Genomic DNA, 19,457 nt, shown 5'->3' on the forward strand with positions numbered 1-19,457 from the left:
TGGGGCATGCGTCCGACGCACTGGGGAAAGCGTGCGGCGGGGGTCGTGCGCTCGGGGGAGCGTCCGCGAGGGCGCGAAACACTTGGGGAATACACGTGCGTACACGCATCGCGGCCGTCGCCGCTGCCGTCTTGGCACTCATCATCGGAGCCGGCGTCGTCAGCGTCGCCGATTCCGCGTCGGCACTGTCGCCCGGAGTCGCCTTCGCGGCCGAGGATCAGACGACGTGGCAGACGAACGGAACCGTCTACGCGCTGGGAGCCGCGGGTGGCAAGGTCGTCGCCGGCGGCACCTTCTCGCAGATCCGGCCGCCGGCAGGTCGGTCCGACGCCGCCCGCGCAGCCAACGCGCTCGTCGTCCTCGACGCAGAGACCGGCGAGCCCGACGCGTGCCAGTTCCCGGTCACGCTCGGTGGTGGCACGCCCACGGTGCGCGCCATCGCCGTCAGCGCCGACCAGTCGCGGGTCTACATCGGCGGCAACTTCTCGGCCGTCGGCGGCGTGAACGTCGCGCGCGTCGCGGTGCTCGACGTGCAGGCCTGCACCGTCGCGCCCTTCCGTGCGCCGCTGCCCGGCTCGACGGTGACCGCGCTCGCACTGCACGGCGACGTGCTCTACGCGGGCGGTCTGTTCAGGACGGTCGGAGGCCAGACCCGCGAGGCGTTCGCCGCCTTCAACGCCACCTCGGGTGCGCTGCTGCCCTGGACGGCCAACGCGGTGCGCGCTACGCCCGGGCCGGGTGAACCGGAGCTTCCGAAGCAGATGGGCGAAGGGCGCGCGGTCGCCGTCTCGCCCGACGGGTCGAAGGTCGTCATCGGTGGTGACCTTGCGCGCGTCAACGGAGTGGAGTCGCATTCCATCGCGATCGTGAGCGGCGCGGACGCCGTCGACGGCTCCGGCGGCACCGTCCTGCGCGCCTACGACCGGCACTTCATCCACGATCACTCGATCACCAAGGCGATCATCGATGGCGGCGACGGCCGGTTCTACATCGGCAACGAGGGCACCGGCGGCGGCGTGTTCGACGGCAGGGCCGCCTTCTCGTGGGCGACGGGCGACCAGGTGTGGCGCGACACGTGCCTCGGTGCGACGCAGTCGCTCGTGATGTACGAGGGCACCCTGTACTCGGCCAGCCACGCGCACGACTGCAGCGGCATCAACGCCTTCAACGACGGCATCCGGCGCTACTTCATGGCCCAGAACCCCGACTCGATGGAGGTGCTCGGCTGGCTCCCGCTCGGCAACGACGGCATCGGCGAGGGCATCGGCCCGCGTGCGCTGGTCGTCGCGACCGGACGCACCACCGGCCAGCGGTTCCTGTGGTCCGGCGGTGACTTCACCTCGATCAACGGCCGCGCCCAGCAGGGGCTGACCCGCTTCGGCCCGCAGGACACCGGGGCTCCGCCCACGCCGGTCGCGAGCGCGCAGGCCACGAGCGACGGCACCGTGCAGGTGCGCTTCCGCACCGTGGTCGACGCCGACGACAGCCACCTGACCTACAGCGTGTACCGCAACAACGCCGCCGAGCCCATCTGGACCGGAACGGGACGCTCGCTGTGGTGGGAGCGGCCGCAGGTCACCTTCGTCGACGCGGCCGTCACCCCCGGGGCTACCTATTCGTACCGTGTCACCGCGAGCGACGGCACCAACACCTCTGCGCGATCGGCTGCGGTCAGCGCGACGGCACGGTCGGCGGATGCCGACTACCCCGCCGCCGTCCGTGCCGACGGCCCGACGAGCCTGTGGTCGGGCTCGACCAACGGCACCTGGGTGCACGACTCCGCCGCTGCGCAGACGCGCACGGATGCCGTTCCCGCCGCGCTGATGGACGGCGCGACGGTCTCGGCGACCGGCGCCGTGCCGGCCGGCGGCGGATCGCTGCAGTTCGACGGCGTCAACGACTACGCCATCACCGACCAGCTGCGCTCGGGCCCCTCGACCTACACCGTCGAGGCCTGGATCAACACCACGACGACCGCGGGCGGCAAGATCGCCGGCTTCGGCAACGGGCGGCCCCGCACCGGCTCGAACATCTCGAACCTCAGCGGCTCCTACGACCGGCACGTCTACATGCAGAACGACGGCCGCGTCACCTTCGGCGTCTGGACCGGGGGAGCCTCCATCCTGACCACGCCGCAGGCGCTCAACGACGGCCAGTGGCACCACGTCGTGGCCACGCAGGGGCCGGGCGGTATGGCGCTGTACGTCGACGGACTGCGCGTGGGTGCGAACACCACCCCCAACCAGCAGGCCTACTGGGGCGTCTGGCGCGTGGGCGGCGATCAGCTCAACGGCTGGCCCGGTCAACCCGCCAGCAACTTCTTCGCCGGCCTCATCGACGAGGTGGCGATCTACCCGACCGCGCTCACGGCCAACCGGGTCGCCGCGCACTACGTCGCTTCGGGGCGCACGCTCGACCTGAACTCCGCGCCGGCAGACGCCTACGGCGCCGCCGTGTTCGCCGGCGACCCCGCGCTGTACTGGCGATTCGACGACACCACCGGTATCGCCGACGACGCCTCGCTGTTCGGCGGGAGCCGGGGAACCTACAACACCGGCGCCGCGACCCAGCCCTCGGGAGCGGTATCGGGCAGCGGCTCGATCATCCTGCCCGGCAACGAGTCGGGCACGGTGGGACTCACCGAGCCCACCGCTCCGTCCAGCACCACATCGGGTGAGATCTGGTTCCGCACCGACACCACCGCCGGCGGCAAGCTGTTCGGCTTCGAGAACACCCTCACCGGCAACGGCGGGAACTACGACAAGCACCTCTACATGACCAACGAGGGGCGACTGGTCTGGGGTTCGTGGATCGGTTCTGCGGCGGTCATCGAATCGCCGCAGGCCTACAACGACAACCGGTGGCACCAGGCGGTCGCCGTCATCGACGAGACCGGGCGCAAGCTGTACGTCGACGGACAGCTCGTCGCCTCGAGCAACGTCACCGGTGCCGAGATGGGTCAGGGACGCTGGCGCGTCGGCGGGGGCAACCTCGGCGGCTGGCCCGGGCAGCCGAGCTCCTTCTACTTCGACGGCGAGCTCGACGAGTTCGCGATCTACGGCACGACCCTGGATGCCGCCGACGTCGCCCGTCACTATGCGATCGGCGTGGCCGACACCACGGCTCCCACGGCGCCTTCGGGGCTCGGGGCCGAGGCGCTCGCCGACGGTGTGCACCTCTCGTGGACGGCGGCGACGGACGACCACGCGGTCGTCTCCTACACCGTCTACCGAGGGACGACGCCGGACTTCGCCGTGAGCGAGGACACCCGGCTGGGGACGAGCACGACGACGACCTTCGTGGACTCCGCCCAGGTGCCGGGAACGCGCTACTACCGCGTCATCGCGGTCGACGGCGCCGGCAACGCCGGCCCGGCCACCGACGCCGTGCAGGTCGAGCTGCCCGATACGACACCGCCGCAGACTCCGGCCGCACCGTCGGTGACGGTGGGGGCCGAGGGCGTCGCGCTGACGTGGGCCGCGGCGACGGATGACGTGGGGGTCACGGGCTACACCGTGCATCGCGGCTCCACCGCCGACTTCACGGTCTCGGCCGCCACTGTGCTGGCCACGGTCGCGGGTCCGGCGTACACCGATCCCTCGCCCGCGCCCGGCACGTACTACTACCGTGTCGTCGCGACCGACGCGGCCGGGAACGTCAGCGCCGCGTCGCCGGCGACCTCGGGCACCGTCGCCGCTCCCGACACCACGGCGCCCAGCGCACCGGCGGGAGCGACGGCGACACTGGTCGACGGCACCGTGCAGGTGCGGTGGACGGCCGCGACGGACGACCGCGCCGTCACGGGCTACGTCGTGCATCGCGGCTCGGACGCCGCCTTCGTCCCCGACGCGGCGAACCGCATCGGGGAGGTCGCCGACCTCCGGTTCGACGACCCGGGGCTGGCCCCCGGCGTCTACCACTACAAGATCCGGGCGGTCGACGCGGCCGGCAACGTGGGCGACGCGGTATCGGTCGCCGTGACGATCGAGTCGGTCGAACCGGTTGTGGTCACCGTGCCGATCGCCGACGACGCCATGGTCGTGCAGGGGGTGCCGGGCACCAACTACGGCGCCAACACGCAGATCTCCGCCCGCGGTGGATCGAGCCTCATCGAGTCGCTGCTGTCGGCGCAGCTCCCGGCCGCGCCGAACGGTACGACCCTGACCCGGGTCACGCTCCGACTGCGCACGTCCACCGACACGACGGCCGCGAGCGTGGAGGCGACCGATGTCGCGGTGATCCCCGACAGCTGGAACGAGTCGACCGTCACGTGGAACACCCGGCCCACCGGCGCGGGCAGCCCGCTGGGCCGGCTCGCACAGGCCCCGGCGACGAACACGGCCTACACGGTGGACCTCTCGGCGGCGGCCCTGCGGCCGCTCCTCGGCCAGACCGCGAGCCTGCGGATGACGGGAACGGGCGCCGACAACCTGCGGCTGTGGTCGTCCGAGGCGGCCAACGCGACCTACCGCCCGAGCCTCGTGCTCGAGTTCACCCCGCTGTCGGCACCCGACACGGCCGCGCCCACGGCACCGTCGGGAGTGCAGGCCAGTGCGGCGGGCGGCACGGTGTCGCTCGCCTGGACCGCGGCCACCGACGACCGGGGCGTCGTGCGATACGACATCCACCGCAGCACCACACCGGGCTTCGCCGTCTCGGCGGCCACGAAGGTCGCCGAGACCACGGGCCTCGGCGCTCAGAACGGGCCGCTCCAGCCCGGTACGTACGTGTACCGCGTCGTCGCGGTCGACGGGGCCGGCAACGCCGGGCCCGCTTCGGCCGAGGCCGCGGTGACGATCACCGCGCCCGACACGACGGCACCGAGCGGCCCGGGCACCCCGGCGGTGACGGTGTCGGGGACGAGCGCGCAGCTCTCGTGGGCACCGAGTACCGACGACGTCGCGGTGGTGAGCTACGACGTGTACCGCGGTGCCAGCGCAGGGTTCACGCCCGACGCCGGTTCGCGCGTCGCGACCGTCACCACGACGTCGCACGCCGATGGCCCGCTCGCCCCGGGGACGTACTGGTACCGAGTGGTGGCGCGGGATGCGGCCGGCAACACCGGCGCACCTTCGGACGCGGCGTCGGCGACACTCGTCGCGCCGGTGCAGACGGTCACCGTCACGGTGCCGGTCGAGGCGGATGCCGCCGGCTATGCCAGTACGCCGGCCCAGAACTACGGCACGCTGAACCAGCTGGTCTCACGCGGTGACGTCGGGCAGCAGAGCTTCCTGAGGCTCGCCCTGCCGACGTTGCCGTCCGGCGCCTCCCTGGTGTCGGCGAGCTTGGGCCTCCGAACCTCCACCGACCCGACGGCGGGCAGCTCCGGCGCGCACGAGCTCCATCTGATGGACGGCGCGTGGGACGAGGCGACCCTGACCTGGAACAACCGCCCGACCACCGTGCGCGGCACGACGGCGCTCGGATCGCTCACGGGTGCCACCGCGACCAACACCGCCTACACCGCCGCGCTCGCCATCGACCAGCTCGCGCCACTGCTCGGGCAGGCGGTCACGGTCCGCGTCTCGACGGCGGGAAGCGACAACCTCCGCTTCCTCTCGCGCGAGGCCGGCTCGGCCGCGCAGCGGCCCGTGCTGACGCTCACCTACACCCTCCCTTGAGGGCGCGCCGCGGCACGAGTGTCGCGGGAAGGGCCCGGATGATCGCACCGTCATCCGGGCCCTTCGTCCTGCTCGCGTCACCCGCACTGCGGACTCCGTCGCACACACCTCTTATAGGGGTGTTCCGAGGGGGTCTTATAGGGGTGTTCCGAGAGGGTCTTATAGGGGTGTTCCGAGAGGGTCTGAGAGAGGCGTTCCAAAGGGGGGCTCAGGCCCCGACCACGAGGTGCCGAGAACGACGAGACGGGGGCCGCATCACGCGACCCCCGTCCGTTGGTGAGCCCGACGACGGTGGCGGGCTCACGACGGCGCGCGACGCGCCGACAGCGTCGTGGTCGAGCCGCCCGGTCGGGCCGGGCTCGACGTGCGACGCACGGTGGAGCGGACGCTCGCGATCGCGGCGCCCAGGCTGCGTGAGAAGGCCGCGACGGCGGCCTCCTCGGTGAGGATGCGTCGGCGATAGCTCTGCGCCGCGGCGCCATAGCGTGCAGCCCGCTGCGGATCGGCGGCGAGCTGCTCGGCGGCCGTCACGAGTGCCGCCGGTGCCGCCGCGGGAACGATCGGTCCCGCTCCTGCTGCCTCCATCTCCGCGAAGGTGGTGCTGGTGGTATCCACCGCCGCGAGCACGGGCCTCCCCGCGGCGAAGTACGAGGTGAGCTTGCTCGGCACCGACATCTCGGTCAGCCCGGGACGCTCGTTGACCAGAAGCACGTCTGCGGCCGCGAGCGCCTGCAGGTAGTCCGCTTCGGGCAGCGGATCGATGAAGGTGACGGCATCCGCGCCCTCACGCTGCTGGAGCGCCGCGCGCTGACCGCCGTCGCCCACCAGGACGAAGCGCACGCGCGACCCTTGGGCGCGCGCGATCACGGCGGCCTCCACGACGTTCTCGAGGCCCTGCTTGGCGCCGATGGCCCCGGTGTGCAGGACGACGATCTCGTCTTCGCGCCAGCCCAGACGGCGCCGGGTGTCGGCGGGGTCGTGAGGCGCGGTCTCGGGCACGTGCGACCAGTTGCGCACGACATCGATGGGCCGGGTGACCCCGAGCTGCTGCTCGAGGGCGGCGCGGAAGCGCCGGTGGATGACGACCACGCGTTCGGATGCCGCGAGCAGGCCGGCCTCGACCGCGCCGATGGCGCCCGCGCCCGTCCCGCCGCCGGCCTCTTGGACGCCGAGCGCATAGATGTCCTGCACCCAGGTCACGACGGGGATGCGCCGCATCCTGGCACGGAGGGCGATCAGACGAGATGCGAGGAGTGCGGGGGATACCACCACGACGGCGTCGGGGTCGTCCCAACGGCACATCAGCGCACGCGCACCGAACGACACCTCGAACAGGGCCCGTTTGATCGTGCTGGGCACACGCGGGACGTAATGGCGCACCCGCCGCACCTTGACCCCCGACACCGTCGCCTCCGCGGGGAGGCCGCGGAATTCGTCAGGCGTGCGCCACCAGGGGTAATGCGGATACGAGGTGATGACGCGGACGTCCCACCCCTCGCGGGCGAGACCCTCGGCCATTCCGGTCGTGTACGGGCTGACGCCGGTGGGCTCCGGCGCGTAGTTGATGCCCACGAACAGGACGGAGCCGGGGACGGAGTGAGGCTGCGGGCTCATCAGTAGGCTCCCACGGGTCGGAGCATCACCTTGACGGTGCGCCACATGATCATGAGGTCGAGGGTCACCGACCAGTTCTCGACGTAGCGGAGGTCCAGCGCGACGCTGTCCTCCCACGACAGGTCGCTACGGCCGCTCACCTGCCAGAGGCCGGTGATGCCGGGCTTGATGTAGAGGCGCCGGAAGACGCGACCCTGGTAGTTGCGCACTTCCGAGGGCAGCGGTGGGCGGGGTCCGGAGATGCTCATCTCGCCGCGCAGCACGTTGAAGAACTGTGGCAGCTCGTCGAGCGAGTAGCGGCGCAGGATGCGTCCGACGCGGGTGACCCGCGGGTCGTCCCGCAGCTTGAACAGCGGCCCGGCGCCGTCGTTGCCGGGAAGCAGCTCGGCGAGCTCCTGTTCGGCGGTGTCGGTCATCGAGCGGAACTTGTACATGGTGAACTCCCGCCCGTCGCGACCCACGCGCTGCTGACGGAAGAACACCGGCCCGGGGGAGTCGAGCTTGATCGCGAGCGCGATCGCGGGGGTCGCGAATGCGACGGCGGCCGAGGCCAGCGCCCCGACCGCGAGGTCGAGCAGGCGCTTGAGCGTGTGGGCCGCGCCCTCGAAGACGGGGATCTTGACGTGGATGAGGGGCAGGCCCTCGATCGGACTCAGGCTGATGCGCGGGCCGGCGACGTCGGCGAGGCGGCTCGAGACGATGAGCTCGGCCGCCGTGCCCTCGAGCTGCCACGCGAGCGATCGCGTGAAATCGGGATCGTCATCGGGCACGCTCGCCACGACGATGGTGTCGGCGTTGACCTCCCGCGCGACCCGTGCGATGTCGGCTGCGGAGTGGACCGCGTGCACCCGACCGGGATCGCCGACGCCGTCGTGGTCGGTGAGGGCGAGCGCGATGACTGCGAAGCCGTTGTCGGCCAAGGCCAGCTGGCGCGTGACGTAGTCGACGTCGCGGCGGCGCCCCGTGATCAGCGTCGGCGATGCGTACTCGCCCCGTCGCCGTCGCGTGCGCAGCCAGGCGCGCCACCGCCATCGGGCGACCAGGAGGGCCGCGAGACCGGCGGGCAGGGCGATGAGCATCTGCATGCGCAGACCGTTCCACTGCGCGATCTCGAACGCCACGGCGAGCATGCCGAACGCCACGCCCGTGGCATTGGCGACCCGCTTGTACTCGGTCGATCCGGTGCCCATGATGCGCGGCTCACGCGAACCGAAGAGCGTCAGAGCCGTCAGCCACGCCAGCAGCGTCGCCGCTGCCGTCGCGAAGGCGACCGGTGCCGACGTGCCGGTCTGAACGGTGAGCACCCCGGCCGCGCCGACGGCGCCGACGGTGCTCAGCGTGTCGGTGACGCGCAGCCGCCGTGCGTAGCGGCGTTCCCGCTGACGTCGCAGGGCGAGGCTCGGCTGCCGCCGCGGCGACACGGCCGGATCTCGGACATCGCCCGAGGTCATTCCGGCGCGGTCGTCGACGGCGGTCATTGCCTCGACCCGACGCCGGATTCCGGCATCCGATCGGTCGCATGACGAACACGCATGATCTGCTCCCCCCAATGGAACATCGCGACGATGTCGCTCAGACGGACACGCGTTCCCAAGCGCGCACCCGTTTGCGTCGGATCTCTCCGCGGCCGTCCCAAAACGACCGTGCTCTCGATTTCTACACCATCGGCGGCTCCGGGGGAAGTGCTGCGGAGGCATTGCCCGGCGCGTCGTCGGGGGCGCCCCGTGAGCCGCGACACGCCGAGTACCGAATACGGGTCATTGCGGTGTACTGTCGATCGCACCGGCTCTACGCCGGTATTGGGGAATTCGTCCGCCGGGTGGGACCGGGGGTCGACGTGACATGCGTTTTGGGGGCGCTATGACACAGCGGATCGGGTATGCCGCCGGGGCGTTCGATGTCTTTCACATCGGGCACCTGCAGATCCTTCGGCGTGCGCGGGAGCATTGCGACGTCCTCATCGCAGGGGTGGTGAGCGACGAGATGCTCCTGCGCACCAAGGGCATCTCGCCGTTCATCCCCACCGACGAACGCGCCGAGATCGTGCGACACATCGACTTCGTCGACGACGTCCACATCGAACGGGTGCCCGACAAGCTCGACGCCTGGCGCGAGGTGGGCTTCACCCACTTCTTCAAGGGCGACGACTGGCGCGACACCGAGCGCGGGCGCGAGCTCGAGCGGCGCTTCGCGCGGGTGGGGGTCGAGGTGGTGTACTTCCCGTACACCGCCCACACCTCCAGCACCCAGTTGCGCCGTGCGCTCACCGCCGCGGCAGATCGGGGTCGCGCCGCAGCCTCCGCGTAGCGTCACCGGCTGGTCGCGGCGTTCGCTAAGCTTTCGGCCAGCGAGAGATCGACCCGCCGAGTTCGAGGGGGCGGATGTGACCCGGGGGCAATTGTCGCGACGTCGTCCGCGCGTGCGCCCGGGGACCGCGATGTGGTGGGATGCCGTCACGAGTGGACGGTTCTTCACCATATGGAGCGTCGTGGTCGCGCTTCCCCTCGGCGTCCTGGTGCTCGCCCCCTACGCTTCCGTCGAGGCAGCGTCCGACCTGGGTGCCGCTCTGGTGTCGTCGCTGGCGGTGACCGTCGTGCTCATCGTGGTCCTGGTGCCCGTTGCGCTCGCGGAGCGCCGGCTGCCGTGGGGCGCCGCGCGGGGCGTGGTGGTCCTGACCTCGCTCGTGGCCGCTGCCGCGGCCCGACCGTTCCTCAACGAGGCGGCGACCGTCGGCGTCTTCGGGCTCTCTCCCGACCCCGCCTGGTTCGAGCGCATCCTCACGAACGTCGTCGCGTGGGTCAGCGTGCTCTCGCTCGTGGCGATCACCGAGCAGCTGTATGCCAGCTCGCACGCCGCGATGGCGCGTTTGAGCGACGCGCTGCGCGCCGTGAGCGACGAGCAGCGCCGCGCCGGCCGCTTCGAGCGCGAGAGCCGTGAGTTCCTCGAGGCCGAGATCGGCACCCTCCGCGATGCGCTCTCCGCGCTGCTGCTGTCGAAGCTCGAGTTCGAGAACGTCCGCGACTTCTCCGACATCGTGCGGACGGCCAGCCATCGTGCCCGCGCACGCGCGCGGACGGCACTCGCCGACGTCCTGCCCGATCGCGCGACGATCTTCCCTCCGCCTCCCGGCCGGTCGTTCCTCGCGCGCCTGCGACCCGCCCCGGTCGCCCTGGCGGGGACGATCTTCGCGGCGGGCAGCGCGCCCTTCGCATTCCGCACGGGTGGCCCGATTCTGCTCCTGGTGGTCGCGTCGGGTGTGCTCGGGCTGTCGCTGGTCGCCGATCACGGGGTGCGACGGCTCTCCCGACACCGGTCGGTCCGCGACCGCGGCGCGATCCTCGTGATCGTGTGGTCGATCACCGGGCTCGTCGTGGCAGGGGCGGGGGCGGCGGTCGCGGGCGCCGGGGGGCTCGTCCCGCTCGTGACGATCATCGCCCTGCCGGGGATCGCCGTCATCGCGGCGTTGTGCGCCGACGCCGTGCACCGGGGCCGGGTCGAGGCGCGACGTCTCGGACGCGCGCTGCGCGCCGTCGTCCGCTCGGCGGCCGAGCGTTCGACGGCGACGCGCCAGTCGCTCGTCCACGCGTCGGACGTCCTCCACGGGCGGGTGCAGGGGACCTGTGTCGTGCTCGCTGCCCGGGTGGACGATGATCTCGCGACCGCGTCGGACATCGAGGAGTTCGAAGCCGCGGTGGCCGACGCGCTCACCGACGCGCTCGGCACCACCGGGCCGGGAACGAGAAGGGTCGCCGGGTTGGACGAGACCGTCGCGGCATGGCAGCCGGTGCTGGCCGTCGAGTCACGGGTGGACGCGGGGGCGAAGTCCGCGATGTCCGACCCGCTCGTCTCTGTGCAGGTGGTCGCGGTCGTGGCCGAGGGGCTGGTCAACGCGGTCAAACACGCGTCCGAGAGGACGGCGTTCATCGAGGTGACCAGCGCCGCCGACGGCGGGCTGACGGTGCGGGTCATCAGCCCCGGGGAGCTGCGCGAGGATCCGGCGCGCGGGGGGTTGGGGATCATCGCCCTCGGTCCGACGGCCCGGGTGTTCCAGCGCTCCGGCGACGTCGTCCTCGAGGCGTCGGTGCCCGCCGGGGGAACCGGTCTCGTGGGTGCCGGTCAGGCCGGCGGTGCACTCCACGACAGCGATTCGATGTAGCGCAGCAGCACGCCCTCGCGCAGCGCCCACGGCGAGACCTCGAGCTCGTCGACATCGAACGCGCGCATGGCCTCGTGCAGCACGACCGCTCCCGCGACGATCTGGAACGTACGGTCGGCGGTGATCCCCGGCAGCTCCTGGCGCGCCGACGCGGGGAGGCGGGCGAGGCGCGGGATCCACGATCCGAGCGCGGACCGGGGCAGCGTCATCCGCTCGATCCCCGACCACCCCGGCACCGGGTAGCCCGCCAGCTTCGCGAGCGAGCGGATCGCCTTGGACGAGCCGACGACGTGATCCGGCCGCGCCGTGTCGGCCATCGAGGCCACGACCGGCCGGAGCGTGGCGCGCGCGTGGTCACGCAAGCGCTCCACGGCGTCCTCGCCCGGCGGGTCCTGGGGCAGGAACTGCACGGTCATGCGGCCGGCGCCGAGGGGGACGGATGCCGCGACGTCGGGCAGCTCGTCGCCGCCCGCGGCGACCTCGAGCGACCCGCCGCCGATGTCGAAGAGCAGGATCTGCCCGGCGGACCATCCGAACCAGCGCCGGACCGCCAAGAAGGTGAACCGCGCTTCCGACTCGCCGCCGAGCACCTGCAGGTCCTGGCCGAGGGCATCCTCGATCGCGGCGATGACCGCCGCGCCGTTCGTCGCGTCGCGCACGGCGCTGGTGGCCGTGGCCAGCAGCTCGACCACGTTCTCGGTGCGCGAGACAGCCACCGCCTCGCTCACGGCCGAGACGAGGGCGCTCACGCCGTCCGCGCTGATCGAGCCGTCGGGCTCGAGGTACCGCATGAGGCGCAGCACCGTGCGCTTGCTCGTACGTGCCAGAGGCCGGCCACCGGGGCGCACATCGGCGACGAGCAGGTGGACCGTGTTCGAACCGATGTCGAGGACTCCCAGGCGCACAGCTTCACAGTAGCGGCCGGGTGCCGGGCCGGCGGGGCCCGAGGACGTTACGATGAGCGCGATGTCACCTGAAGATCTGCTGGCGCTGGCGCCGCTCGCCCCCTCGCTGTATCGCGAGATCGATCGCGCCGACTGGGCTCGGCTGGCCGCCGGCGCGCTGCAGCCGTTGAGCGAGACCGAGATCGTGCAGCTTCGAGGTCTGGGCGATCGCATGGACCTCGGTGAGGTGTCTCAGGTCTACCTGCCGCTGAGCCGGCTGCTCTCGCTGTATGCCAGCGCCACCCGGCGGCTGGGTGCCGACACCGATGCCTTCCTGGGCGACGACGACAGCACGACGCCCTTCGTCGTCGGCGTCGCCGGATCGGTCGCGGTGGGCAAGTCCACCGTGGCGCGCCTGCTGCGCGAGCTCATGAGCCGGTGGCCGGGCACGCCGAGGGTCGAGCTCGTGACCACCGACGGCTTCCTCTATCCCAATGCCGAGCTCGAGCGCCGCGGCTTGATGGCGCGCAAGGGGTTCCCCGAGTCGTACGATCGCCGGGCCCTGCTGTCGTTCCTGACCGACGTCAAGTCCGGCGCAGCCGAGGTGCACGCCCCCTTCTACTCGCACATGCGGTACGACATCGTCCCCGACGCCCAGATCACCGTCCGTCGACCCGACGTCGTCATCGTCGAGGGGCTCAACGTCCTGGCGCCGCCGCCGGCGCCCCACGAGGTCGCGGTGAGCGACCTGTTCGACTTCTCGATCTACGTCGACGCCGAGGTCGAGCACATCAGCCGGTGGTACGTCGACCGGTTCATGACGCTCAAGGCCGGCGCCTTCAACAATCCGTCGTCGTACTTCAACACCTTCGCCGACCTCGACGACGAGGAGGCGGTCGCGATGGCGCGGACGTTCTGGAACGACATCAACCTGCCGAACCTGGTCGAGAACGTCCTGCCGACGAAGCATCGCGCGACGCTCATCCTGCACAAGGGTGCATCCCACGCCGTGGAGCGGGTCCTGCTGCGCAAGGTCTGAGCCCGAGAGCGGCATGCCCGCCGACCCCGGAGGATCGACGGGCACACCTGGTGTGGACGGCCCCCGCTCAGGGGGAGGGGTACGACCCGAAACCGAGCGGTCCGGTCGGCAGAGCCGTCGAGGCCGGGGCCCGGGTCGCGGTGATCGAGCAGAAGCCGCCACATCCGTACGGCGCGTGTTCGGACGTCGGCCGCAGCCGCGCGGGCGGAGTCGGTCCGACGCGGCGTGCGCCGGCGCGACGACTGCTCCCCAGCAGCCGTGCGAGCGCATGCAATCGCCTCGTCATGCTCGTCCCCAATTCCCCAGCGGGACCGGCCGTAGCCGTGATCCCGTTCCCCAACACCGCCGAGCCGATCGCGCCGGGTCCCATCCCGGCGTGTCGAATCACTCTGCGTTTCGTCCGGGCCGTGGCCGCGGACTGCGCTCAGTATGTCAGAGCGTCGTGGTTGCCGGAAGCATGAATCTCGCAAGGTTTGCGACCGAACCGAGAGCGGACCGTGTGCGTTGTGCAGTGCGCGTGCGCGGCTGCGCACTGCACAACGCCCTCACGGTGCACAGATCCCCATCGACACCTTGAGTTCGACGCGTTTTCGTGACTCCCACACCCCCCAAAAGCAGGGAGCCTGCGCGTCGTGGTTGATCGTACAACCGATGTCGGTGTCCGCCAATAGGGGGACACGCCAGTTTCGGGAGTCGGACTTCTCGCCGCGATCGGTGTTCTCGCCGCGCGCATCCGGTAGGCTTCAACCGCCTGCGTAGTACTCGAACCGTTCCCCAAGCGGTGATTCGGTCGCCCCGCCGTCCCCAACGGCCCGACCGAGAGCGCGTGGGTTGCGGGGCCCTCTCGAGTAAATCAGTCCCCAAATGGCTGACTCGAGAGGGCCCTCGTCTTCGTCCGGCGAACGATACATGCGCCGGATCGTGTTACGCACCCGTCATCACGACCTGCTAGGTATGAATCCATGGAACTGGGGCGTCGCTCACGCGCGCTCGTGCGCGCGACCGTCCGCATGCGTGTACGACTGCGGCGTCGCGCCCGGGCCTCCCGGTGGCGTGGCGCCGTCGCGCTGAGCACCGTGGCGCTCCTGGCCGCCACCGCCACCCTGGCCCCGGCCGCAGCCTCGTCCGCTTTCGCTCCGGCGACGGTGGCCGGCCCTGCGGCCGCCGCCGCGGGCGACCGGGTGGTCCGTTTCGGCGACGCCGCGGCCGAGGACGGACGAGCCGTTTTGCTGGTGCACGGATGGCTGAGCACGACGCTGCCGACCGAAGCCGGCCAATCCGCCTTCGCGCGCTCGCCGTTCGCCCGTCCGGTGCAGTGGAAGGACGGCTCGGGGGAACCCGTGGGACGCGGCATGTCGGCATCCCTCCAGCAGCGGCTCGAAGCGGTGCCCGGCCTGGCGGTGTACGCCTTCGACTATTCGGCCAACTCGGCGGGCTGGGTGGGCTCGAACGGGTCGGCCGAGAACCTCGCCGCCGCCATCCGCTCGATCGCCGCCGCCGTGCACGGACCGGTCGACATCGTGACGCACTCCATGGGCGGGCTCGCGCTGCGATACGCCCTCCGCGACACCCCCGGCCTGACCGACCTCATCGGCGAGGTGGTCACGGTCGGGACCCCCACCGAGGGCTCCGACATCGCCAACGTCGCCGTCGACATCGCCGCCGTCATCCGCGCCACGATGTCGACCCTGCCCGTGCTGCAGACCCTGGTGCTCCCGTGGATCGGGGCCGTCTGCAACAACCAGCTCGCCGGCGACGCTCTCGACGGCTGCGACCTGCCGCCGGTCATCCGCACCGGGATCGCCGCTCTCGGACCGGGTGGCACGGCTCTGCGGGCGGGGTCGGACGACCTCGCCGACCTTCCGGACTGGCCCTCCGGGCTGCGGGTGCACGCGATCGCCGGTGACGCGGTGGTCTCGCTGCCACTGGCCACCGGGGCGACGTGGGATGCGCACCTGGGCGACGGCCTGGTCGCCGAGCCGTCGGCCACGGCCGGAAGCGACGATGCGACCGTCGTGACGTGCCGCACGCAGTTGGCCCCGGGCCTCGGCGGCATCCTGAGCGTGCTGTCGGGGGAGGTGGCGGCGCCGCCGTTCGGCGGCGCGTGCGGACACGACGCCATCTTCGCGAACCTCGAGGTCGTCGACGCCGTGCTCTCGGACCTCGGTCACCCGCCCACGGCGCGGGCCCAGGGGTAGCCGGCCGGTCGCGGGGCCGCGCGGCTCGCGCGATCTAGGATGGAGCCCATGTGCGGAATCATCGGCTACGTGGGCCCCCGGCCCTCGCAGGACATCCTCATCTCGGGGTTGGCCCGCCTCGAGTATCGCGGCTACGACTCCGCCGGCATCGCCGTCATCGACGGCGAGGGGGTGCTCGGCACCCGCAAGCGCGCCGGCAAGCTGCAGGTGCTGCGGGACGATCTCGCGGCGCACCCGCTCGCCGACGGCACGACCGGCATCGGCCACACGCGCTGGGCAACGCACGGCGGCCCCACCGACCTCAACGCGCACCCCCACCTGGCCGACGACGACAAGCTCGCCGTCATCCACAACGGGATCATCGAGAACTTCGCCGAGCTGAAGTCCGAGCTCGTCGCCGAGGGACACACGTTCCGCAGCGAGACCGACACCGAGGTCGCCGCCGTGCTGCTCGGCCGCGAGTACGCGGCGACCGGCGACCTGGTGCAGGCCTTCCGGGCCACCGTGTCGCGTCTCGAAGGCGCCTTCACGCTGCTGGCCCTCCACCGCGACCAGCCCGGCCTCGTCGTCGGTGCGCGCCGCAACTCACCGCTGGTGATCGGTCTCGGCGACGGCGAGAACTTCCTCGGCTCCGACGTCGCCGCCTTCGTCGAGCACACCCGCCACGCACTGGCGATCGGGCAGGACGAGATCGTCGCGATCACGCCGCAGGAGGTCACCGTCACCGACTTCTCCGGCGACGCGGTCGACGTCGAGCCGTTCGAGGTCGTCTGGGACGCCGCGGCCGCGGACAAGGGCGGCTGGTCCTCGTTCATGGCCAAGGAGGTCTCGGAGGAACCCGAGGCCGTCGCCAACACCATCCGCGGCCGGGTCCACGACGGGCTCGTCGAGATCCCCGAGCTCGACGGGCTGGATGAGATCTTCACCGGCATCGACCGCATCGTCGTCATCGCGTGCGGCACCGCGGCCTACGCCGGGATGGTGGGCAAGTACGCCCTCGAGCAGTGGGCGCGGGTGCCGGTGGACGTCGAGCTCGCGCACGAGTTCCGCTACCGCGACCCCGTGATCGGCGAGCGGACGCTCGTGGTCTCGATCAGCCAGTCCGGCGAGACGATGGACACGCTCATGGCGGTGAAGTTCGCCCGCGAGGCCGGTGCGCGCACGCTGTCGATCTGCAACACGCAGGGCGCGACCATCCCGCGCGAGTCCGACGCGATCGTCTACACGCACGCCGGTCCCGAGGTCGCCGTCGCCTCGACGAAGGCGTTCGTCGCGCAGATCACCGCGCTCTACCTGCTCGCCCTCCACATCGGGCGGGTGCGCGGCAGCCTGACGCCCGAGACGATCGCCGACCAGGTGCGCCAGCTCGAGGCGGTGCCCGAGAAGATCGCGCGTGTCCTCGCCACCGAGCAGGAGCACATCGAGCAGTTCGCCCACTGGATGGCCGACACCCGCTCGGTGATCTTCCTCGGCCGTCACGTCGGCTACCCGATCGCCCTCGAGGGAGCCCTCAAGCTCAAGGAGATCTCGTACATCCACGCCGAGGGCTTCGCGGCGGGCGAGCTCAAGCACGGTCCGATCGCGCTCATCGAGCCCGGTCAGCCGGTGTTCGTCATGGTGCCGTCGCCCAGCAGCTCGCCGCTGCTGCACGCCAAGGTCGTCTCCAACATCCAGGAGATCCGCGCCCGCGGCGCCCGCATCATCGCGGTCGCCGAGGAGGGCGACGCCGCCGTGCTGCCGTTCGCCGACGAGGTGCTGCGCATCCCGCTCGCCGAGCCGCTGTTCGAGCCGCTGCTGGCCGTGGTCCCGCTCCATATCTTCGCGATGGGGCTCGCGACGGCCAAGGGGCTCGACGTCGACCAGCCGCGCAACCTGGCGAAGTCGGTCACGGTCGAGTGAGCCCGTCGGGGCGAGAGGGGATGCCGTGATCGTCGGCATCGGCGTCGATCTGGTCGACGTGCCGCGTTTCGAGCGCTCGCTGGAGCGCACGCCGCGCCTGCTCGAGCGGCTCTTCTCGCCCGCCGAACGGACGCTCAAGCCGCGCTCGCTCGCGGCGCGCTATGCCGCCAAGGAGGCGCTGATCAAGGCGCTCGGCGGCTCGGAGGGCGTGCACTGGGTCGACATCGAGGTGGCGTCCGAGGCATCCGGCCGCCCGGTCTTCGCGCTCACCGGCGACACCGCCCGCACCGTGGCGGCGCGGGGTGTCGCGGCGCTGCACCTGTCGCTCTCGCACGACGCGAACATCGCCACCGCCTACGTGATCGCCGAGGCGTCCGCATGAGCGGATCGACGCACGCGAGCATGCGCCGAGCGCTCATCGACGTCGCCGCGATCGAGCACAACGTCCGGCATCTGCGTCGCCTCGTGCAGACCGAGGTCATCGCCGTGGTCAAGGCCGACGGCTACGGGCACGGCGCGGTGCGCGCCGCCGAGGCGGCCCTGGCCGGCGGGGCCGCGCGCCTCGGCGTCGCCGACATCGACGAGGCGCTCGCGCTGCGCGCGGCGGGCATCACCGCCCCCGTGGTCGCTTGGCTGCACGCCCCCGACGCCGACTTCCGCGCCGCGGCCGCCCACCGCGTCGAGCTCGGGATCTCGAGCTTCGCGCAGCTCGAGGCGGCCGCCGCGGCCGCGACGGGGGAGAGCCCGGTGGGAGTGCATCTGAAGGTCGAGACGGGTCTCGGCCGCAACGGTGTCGAGCCGCGCGAATGGCGTCGGGTGTGCGCCGAGGCGGCCCGGCTCGAGCGCATCGGCCGGATCCGTGTCGTGGGTGTCTTCAGTCATCTCTCCAACACGAGCATCGACGACGACCGTGCCGCGCTCGCGCGGTTCCACGAGGCCGTGGCCGATGCGGCAGCGGTCGGGGTCTCGCCGCGGCTGCGCCACATCGCCGCCTCCCACGCGGCGCTCGCCCTTCCGGAGTCGCGACTGGACTGCGTGCGGCTGGGCATCGCCGTGTACGGGCTCTCGCCGACGCCGGACCGCACCTCGGCCGACCTGGGGCTGCGCCCGGCGATGACACTGCGCAGCACCGTCGCCGCCGTCCGACGCGTTCCCGCGGGACAGGGCGTCTCCTACGGCTACACCCACCGAGCGGCCGCCGAGACGACGCTCGCCCTCGTGCCGATCGGCTACGCCGACGGCGTCCCGCGGCAGGCATCGGGCCGCGGCCCCGTCGTGATCGGCGGAGGCCGGTTCACCGTGGCGGGTCGTATCGCGATGGACCAGTTCGTGGTCGACGTGGGGGACGCGGAGGTGTCGGTGGGCGACGAGGTGGTCCTGTTCGGCGACCCGACCCTGGGCGCGCCGAGCGCCGCGGAATGGGCGGATGCCGCCGACACGATCGATTACGAGATCGTCACGCGGGTCGGGCCGCGCGTGCGACGCATCACGGTCACGGACGAGGCGACGGGAGACGGATCATGAGCTCACTGGACGAGTACCTGGGTCAGCGCGAGGTGACCTCCGCCGGCGACATGGAGGCGTGGGGTCGCGAGATCGGAGAGCGGCTGCGCGCCGGCGACCTCCTGGTGCTGACCGGGCCCCTCGGGGCGGGTAAGACCACGCTGACCCGCGGAATCGGGGCGGGCCTCGGCGTGCGCGGGCCGATCCAGAGTCCGACGTTCGTCATCGCCCGCACCCACCCCTCGCTCGTCGACGGCCCCCCGCTCGTTCACGTCGACGCCTACCGGCTCGGGTCCGCGGCGGAGCTGTCGGACCTCGACCTCGACCTCGACGCCTCGGTGACGATCGTCGAATGGGGGCGCGGCATGGTCGACGGACTGCGCGAGAGCTGGTGGGAGATCGAGCTCGAACGCGGCTGGAGCGGAACGGGCCTCGACAACGCCTGCGGCACGAGCGGCCCCGCGGCGGCCGAGATGGCCGATGCCGCTCCCCGCATCGTCACGGTCAGCCGTCGCCCCTGACAGGGACGCGCCGGCGCCGGGG

General features: G+C 71.9%; 12 protein-coding genes. 9 read left to right on the forward strand and 3 right to left on the reverse strand.

Features of this window, described 5'->3' with window-relative positions:
* Nucleotides 1–95 precede the first annotated feature (95 nt).
* Nucleotides 96–5,621 (forward strand): LamG-like jellyroll fold domain-containing protein, encoded by a 5,526-nt coding sequence (locus tag HW566_RS11375; protein ID WP_178012978.1) that lies wholly within the window; start codon nt 96–98, stop codon nt 5,619–5,621.
* A gap of 300 nt (nt 5,622–5,921) precedes the next feature.
* Here HW566_RS11375 and HW566_RS11380 read toward each other — a convergent pair whose 3' ends face one another.
* The gene (locus HW566_RS11380) at nt 5,922–7,235 is read right to left on the reverse strand and encodes a glycosyltransferase family 4 protein (RefSeq protein ID WP_178012980.1); all 1,314 of its coding nucleotides are present in this window, start codon (nt 7,233–7,235) and stop codon (nt 5,922–5,924) included.
* Complete coding sequence (locus tag HW566_RS11385) at nt 7,235–8,713, reverse strand: sugar transferase (protein WP_178012982.1); 1,479 nt, start codon at nt 8,711–8,713, stop codon at nt 7,235–7,237. The genes HW566_RS11380 and HW566_RS11385 overlap by 1 nt, the downstream gene beginning before the upstream one ends.
* 382 nt (nt 8,714–9,095) lie before the next feature.
* Between HW566_RS11385 and HW566_RS11390 the strand changes: the two genes are divergently transcribed.
* Together HW566_RS11390 and HW566_RS11395 are read left to right on the forward strand one after the other, a co-directional pair.
* The gene (locus HW566_RS11390) at nt 9,096–9,542 is read left to right on the forward strand and encodes an adenylyltransferase/cytidyltransferase family protein (protein WP_178012984.1); all 447 of its coding nucleotides are present in this window, start codon (nt 9,096–9,098) and stop codon (nt 9,540–9,542) included.
* A gap of 112 nt (nt 9,543–9,654) precedes the next feature.
* Nucleotides 9,655–11,391, forward strand: a complete 1,737-nt coding sequence (locus HW566_RS11395) for a hypothetical protein (RefSeq protein ID WP_178012987.1) — start codon at nt 9,655–9,657, stop codon at nt 11,389–11,391.
* On the opposite strand, the gene HW566_RS11400 is transcribed toward HW566_RS11395, so the two are convergent.
* Nucleotides 11,352–12,296 (reverse strand): Ppx/GppA phosphatase family protein, encoded by a 945-nt coding sequence (locus tag HW566_RS11400; RefSeq protein WP_178012989.1) that lies wholly within the window; start codon nt 12,294–12,296, stop codon nt 11,352–11,354. The genes HW566_RS11395 and HW566_RS11400 overlap by 40 nt on opposite strands.
* Nucleotides 12,297–12,357: 61 nt before the next feature.
* Between HW566_RS11400 and coaA the strand changes: the two genes are divergently transcribed.
* The 6 genes from coaA to tsaE all read left to right on the forward strand — a co-directional run bounded on the left by coaA (nt 12,358) and on the right by tsaE (nt 19,435).
* The gene (coaA, locus tag HW566_RS11405; RefSeq protein ID WP_372955775.1) at nt 12,358–13,314 is read left to right on the forward strand and encodes a type I pantothenate kinase; all 957 of its coding nucleotides are present in this window, start codon (nt 12,358–12,360) and stop codon (nt 13,312–13,314) included.
* A gap of 962 nt (nt 13,315–14,276) precedes the next feature.
* Nucleotides 14,277–15,512, forward strand: a complete 1,236-nt coding sequence (locus HW566_RS11410; protein WP_178012992.1) for an esterase/lipase family protein — start codon at nt 14,277–14,279, stop codon at nt 15,510–15,512.
* A 48-nt stretch (nt 15,513–15,560) separates the two neighbouring features.
* The gene (gene glmS, locus HW566_RS11415) at nt 15,561–17,411 is read left to right on the forward strand and encodes a glutamine--fructose-6-phosphate transaminase (isomerizing) (protein WP_178012994.1); all 1,851 of its coding nucleotides are present in this window, start codon (nt 15,561–15,563) and stop codon (nt 17,409–17,411) included.
* A gap of 25 nt (nt 17,412–17,436) precedes the next feature.
* Nucleotides 17,437–17,793: a holo-ACP synthase gene (locus tag HW566_RS11420; protein WP_178012996.1), complete on the forward strand. Its 357-nt coding sequence runs from the start codon at nt 17,437–17,439 to the stop codon at nt 17,791–17,793.
* Entirely contained in the window at nt 17,790–18,935 is a 1,146-nt protein-coding gene (alr, locus tag HW566_RS11425; RefSeq protein ID WP_178012998.1) for an alanine racemase, read from the forward strand. The genes HW566_RS11420 and alr overlap by 4 nt, the downstream gene beginning before the upstream one ends.
* Nucleotides 18,932–19,435: a tRNA (adenosine(37)-N6)-threonylcarbamoyltransferase complex ATPase subunit type 1 TsaE gene (gene tsaE / locus HW566_RS11430; protein WP_178013000.1), complete on the forward strand. Its 504-nt coding sequence runs from the start codon at nt 18,932–18,934 to the stop codon at nt 19,433–19,435. Before alr ends, tsaE begins: the two co-directional genes overlap by 4 nt.
* The last annotated feature ends 22 nt before the right edge of the window (nt 19,436–19,457 follow it).

Source organism: Microbacterium oleivorans, from assembly GCF_013389665.1.
In the GTDB taxonomy this organism is placed as follows: domain Bacteria; phylum Actinomycetota; class Actinomycetes; order Actinomycetales; family Microbacteriaceae; genus Microbacterium; species Microbacterium oleivorans_C.

Excerpts from the sequence above, each read along its gene's own strand:
- HW566_RS11410 (WP_178012992.1), top strand. The coding sequence starts at position 14,277 with ATGGAACTGGGGCGTCGCTCACGCGCGCTCGTGCGCGCGACCGTCCGC.
- HW566_RS11390 (WP_178012984.1), top strand. The coding sequence starts at position 9,096 with ATGACACAGCGGATCGGGTATGCCGCCGGGGCGTTCGATGTCTTTCAC.
- HW566_RS11385 (WP_178012982.1), bottom strand. The coding sequence starts at position 8,713 with ATGACCGCCGTCGACGACCGCGCCGGAATGACCTCGGGCGATGTCCGA.
- HW566_RS11380 (WP_178012980.1), bottom strand. The coding sequence starts at position 7,235 with ATGAGCCCGCAGCCTCACTCCGTCCCCGGCTCCGTCCTGTTCGTGGGC.
- alr (WP_178012998.1), top strand. The coding sequence starts at position 17,790 with ATGAGCGGATCGACGCACGCGAGCATGCGCCGAGCGCTCATCGACGTC.
- glmS (WP_178012994.1), top strand. The coding sequence starts at position 15,561 with ATGTGCGGAATCATCGGCTACGTGGGCCCCCGGCCCTCGCAGGACATC.
- coaA (WP_372955775.1), top strand. The coding sequence starts at position 12,358 with ATGTCACCTGAAGATCTGCTGGCGCTGGCGCCGCTCGCCCCCTCGCTG.
- tsaE (WP_178013000.1), top strand. The coding sequence starts at position 18,932 with ATGAGCTCACTGGACGAGTACCTGGGTCAGCGCGAGGTGACCTCCGCC.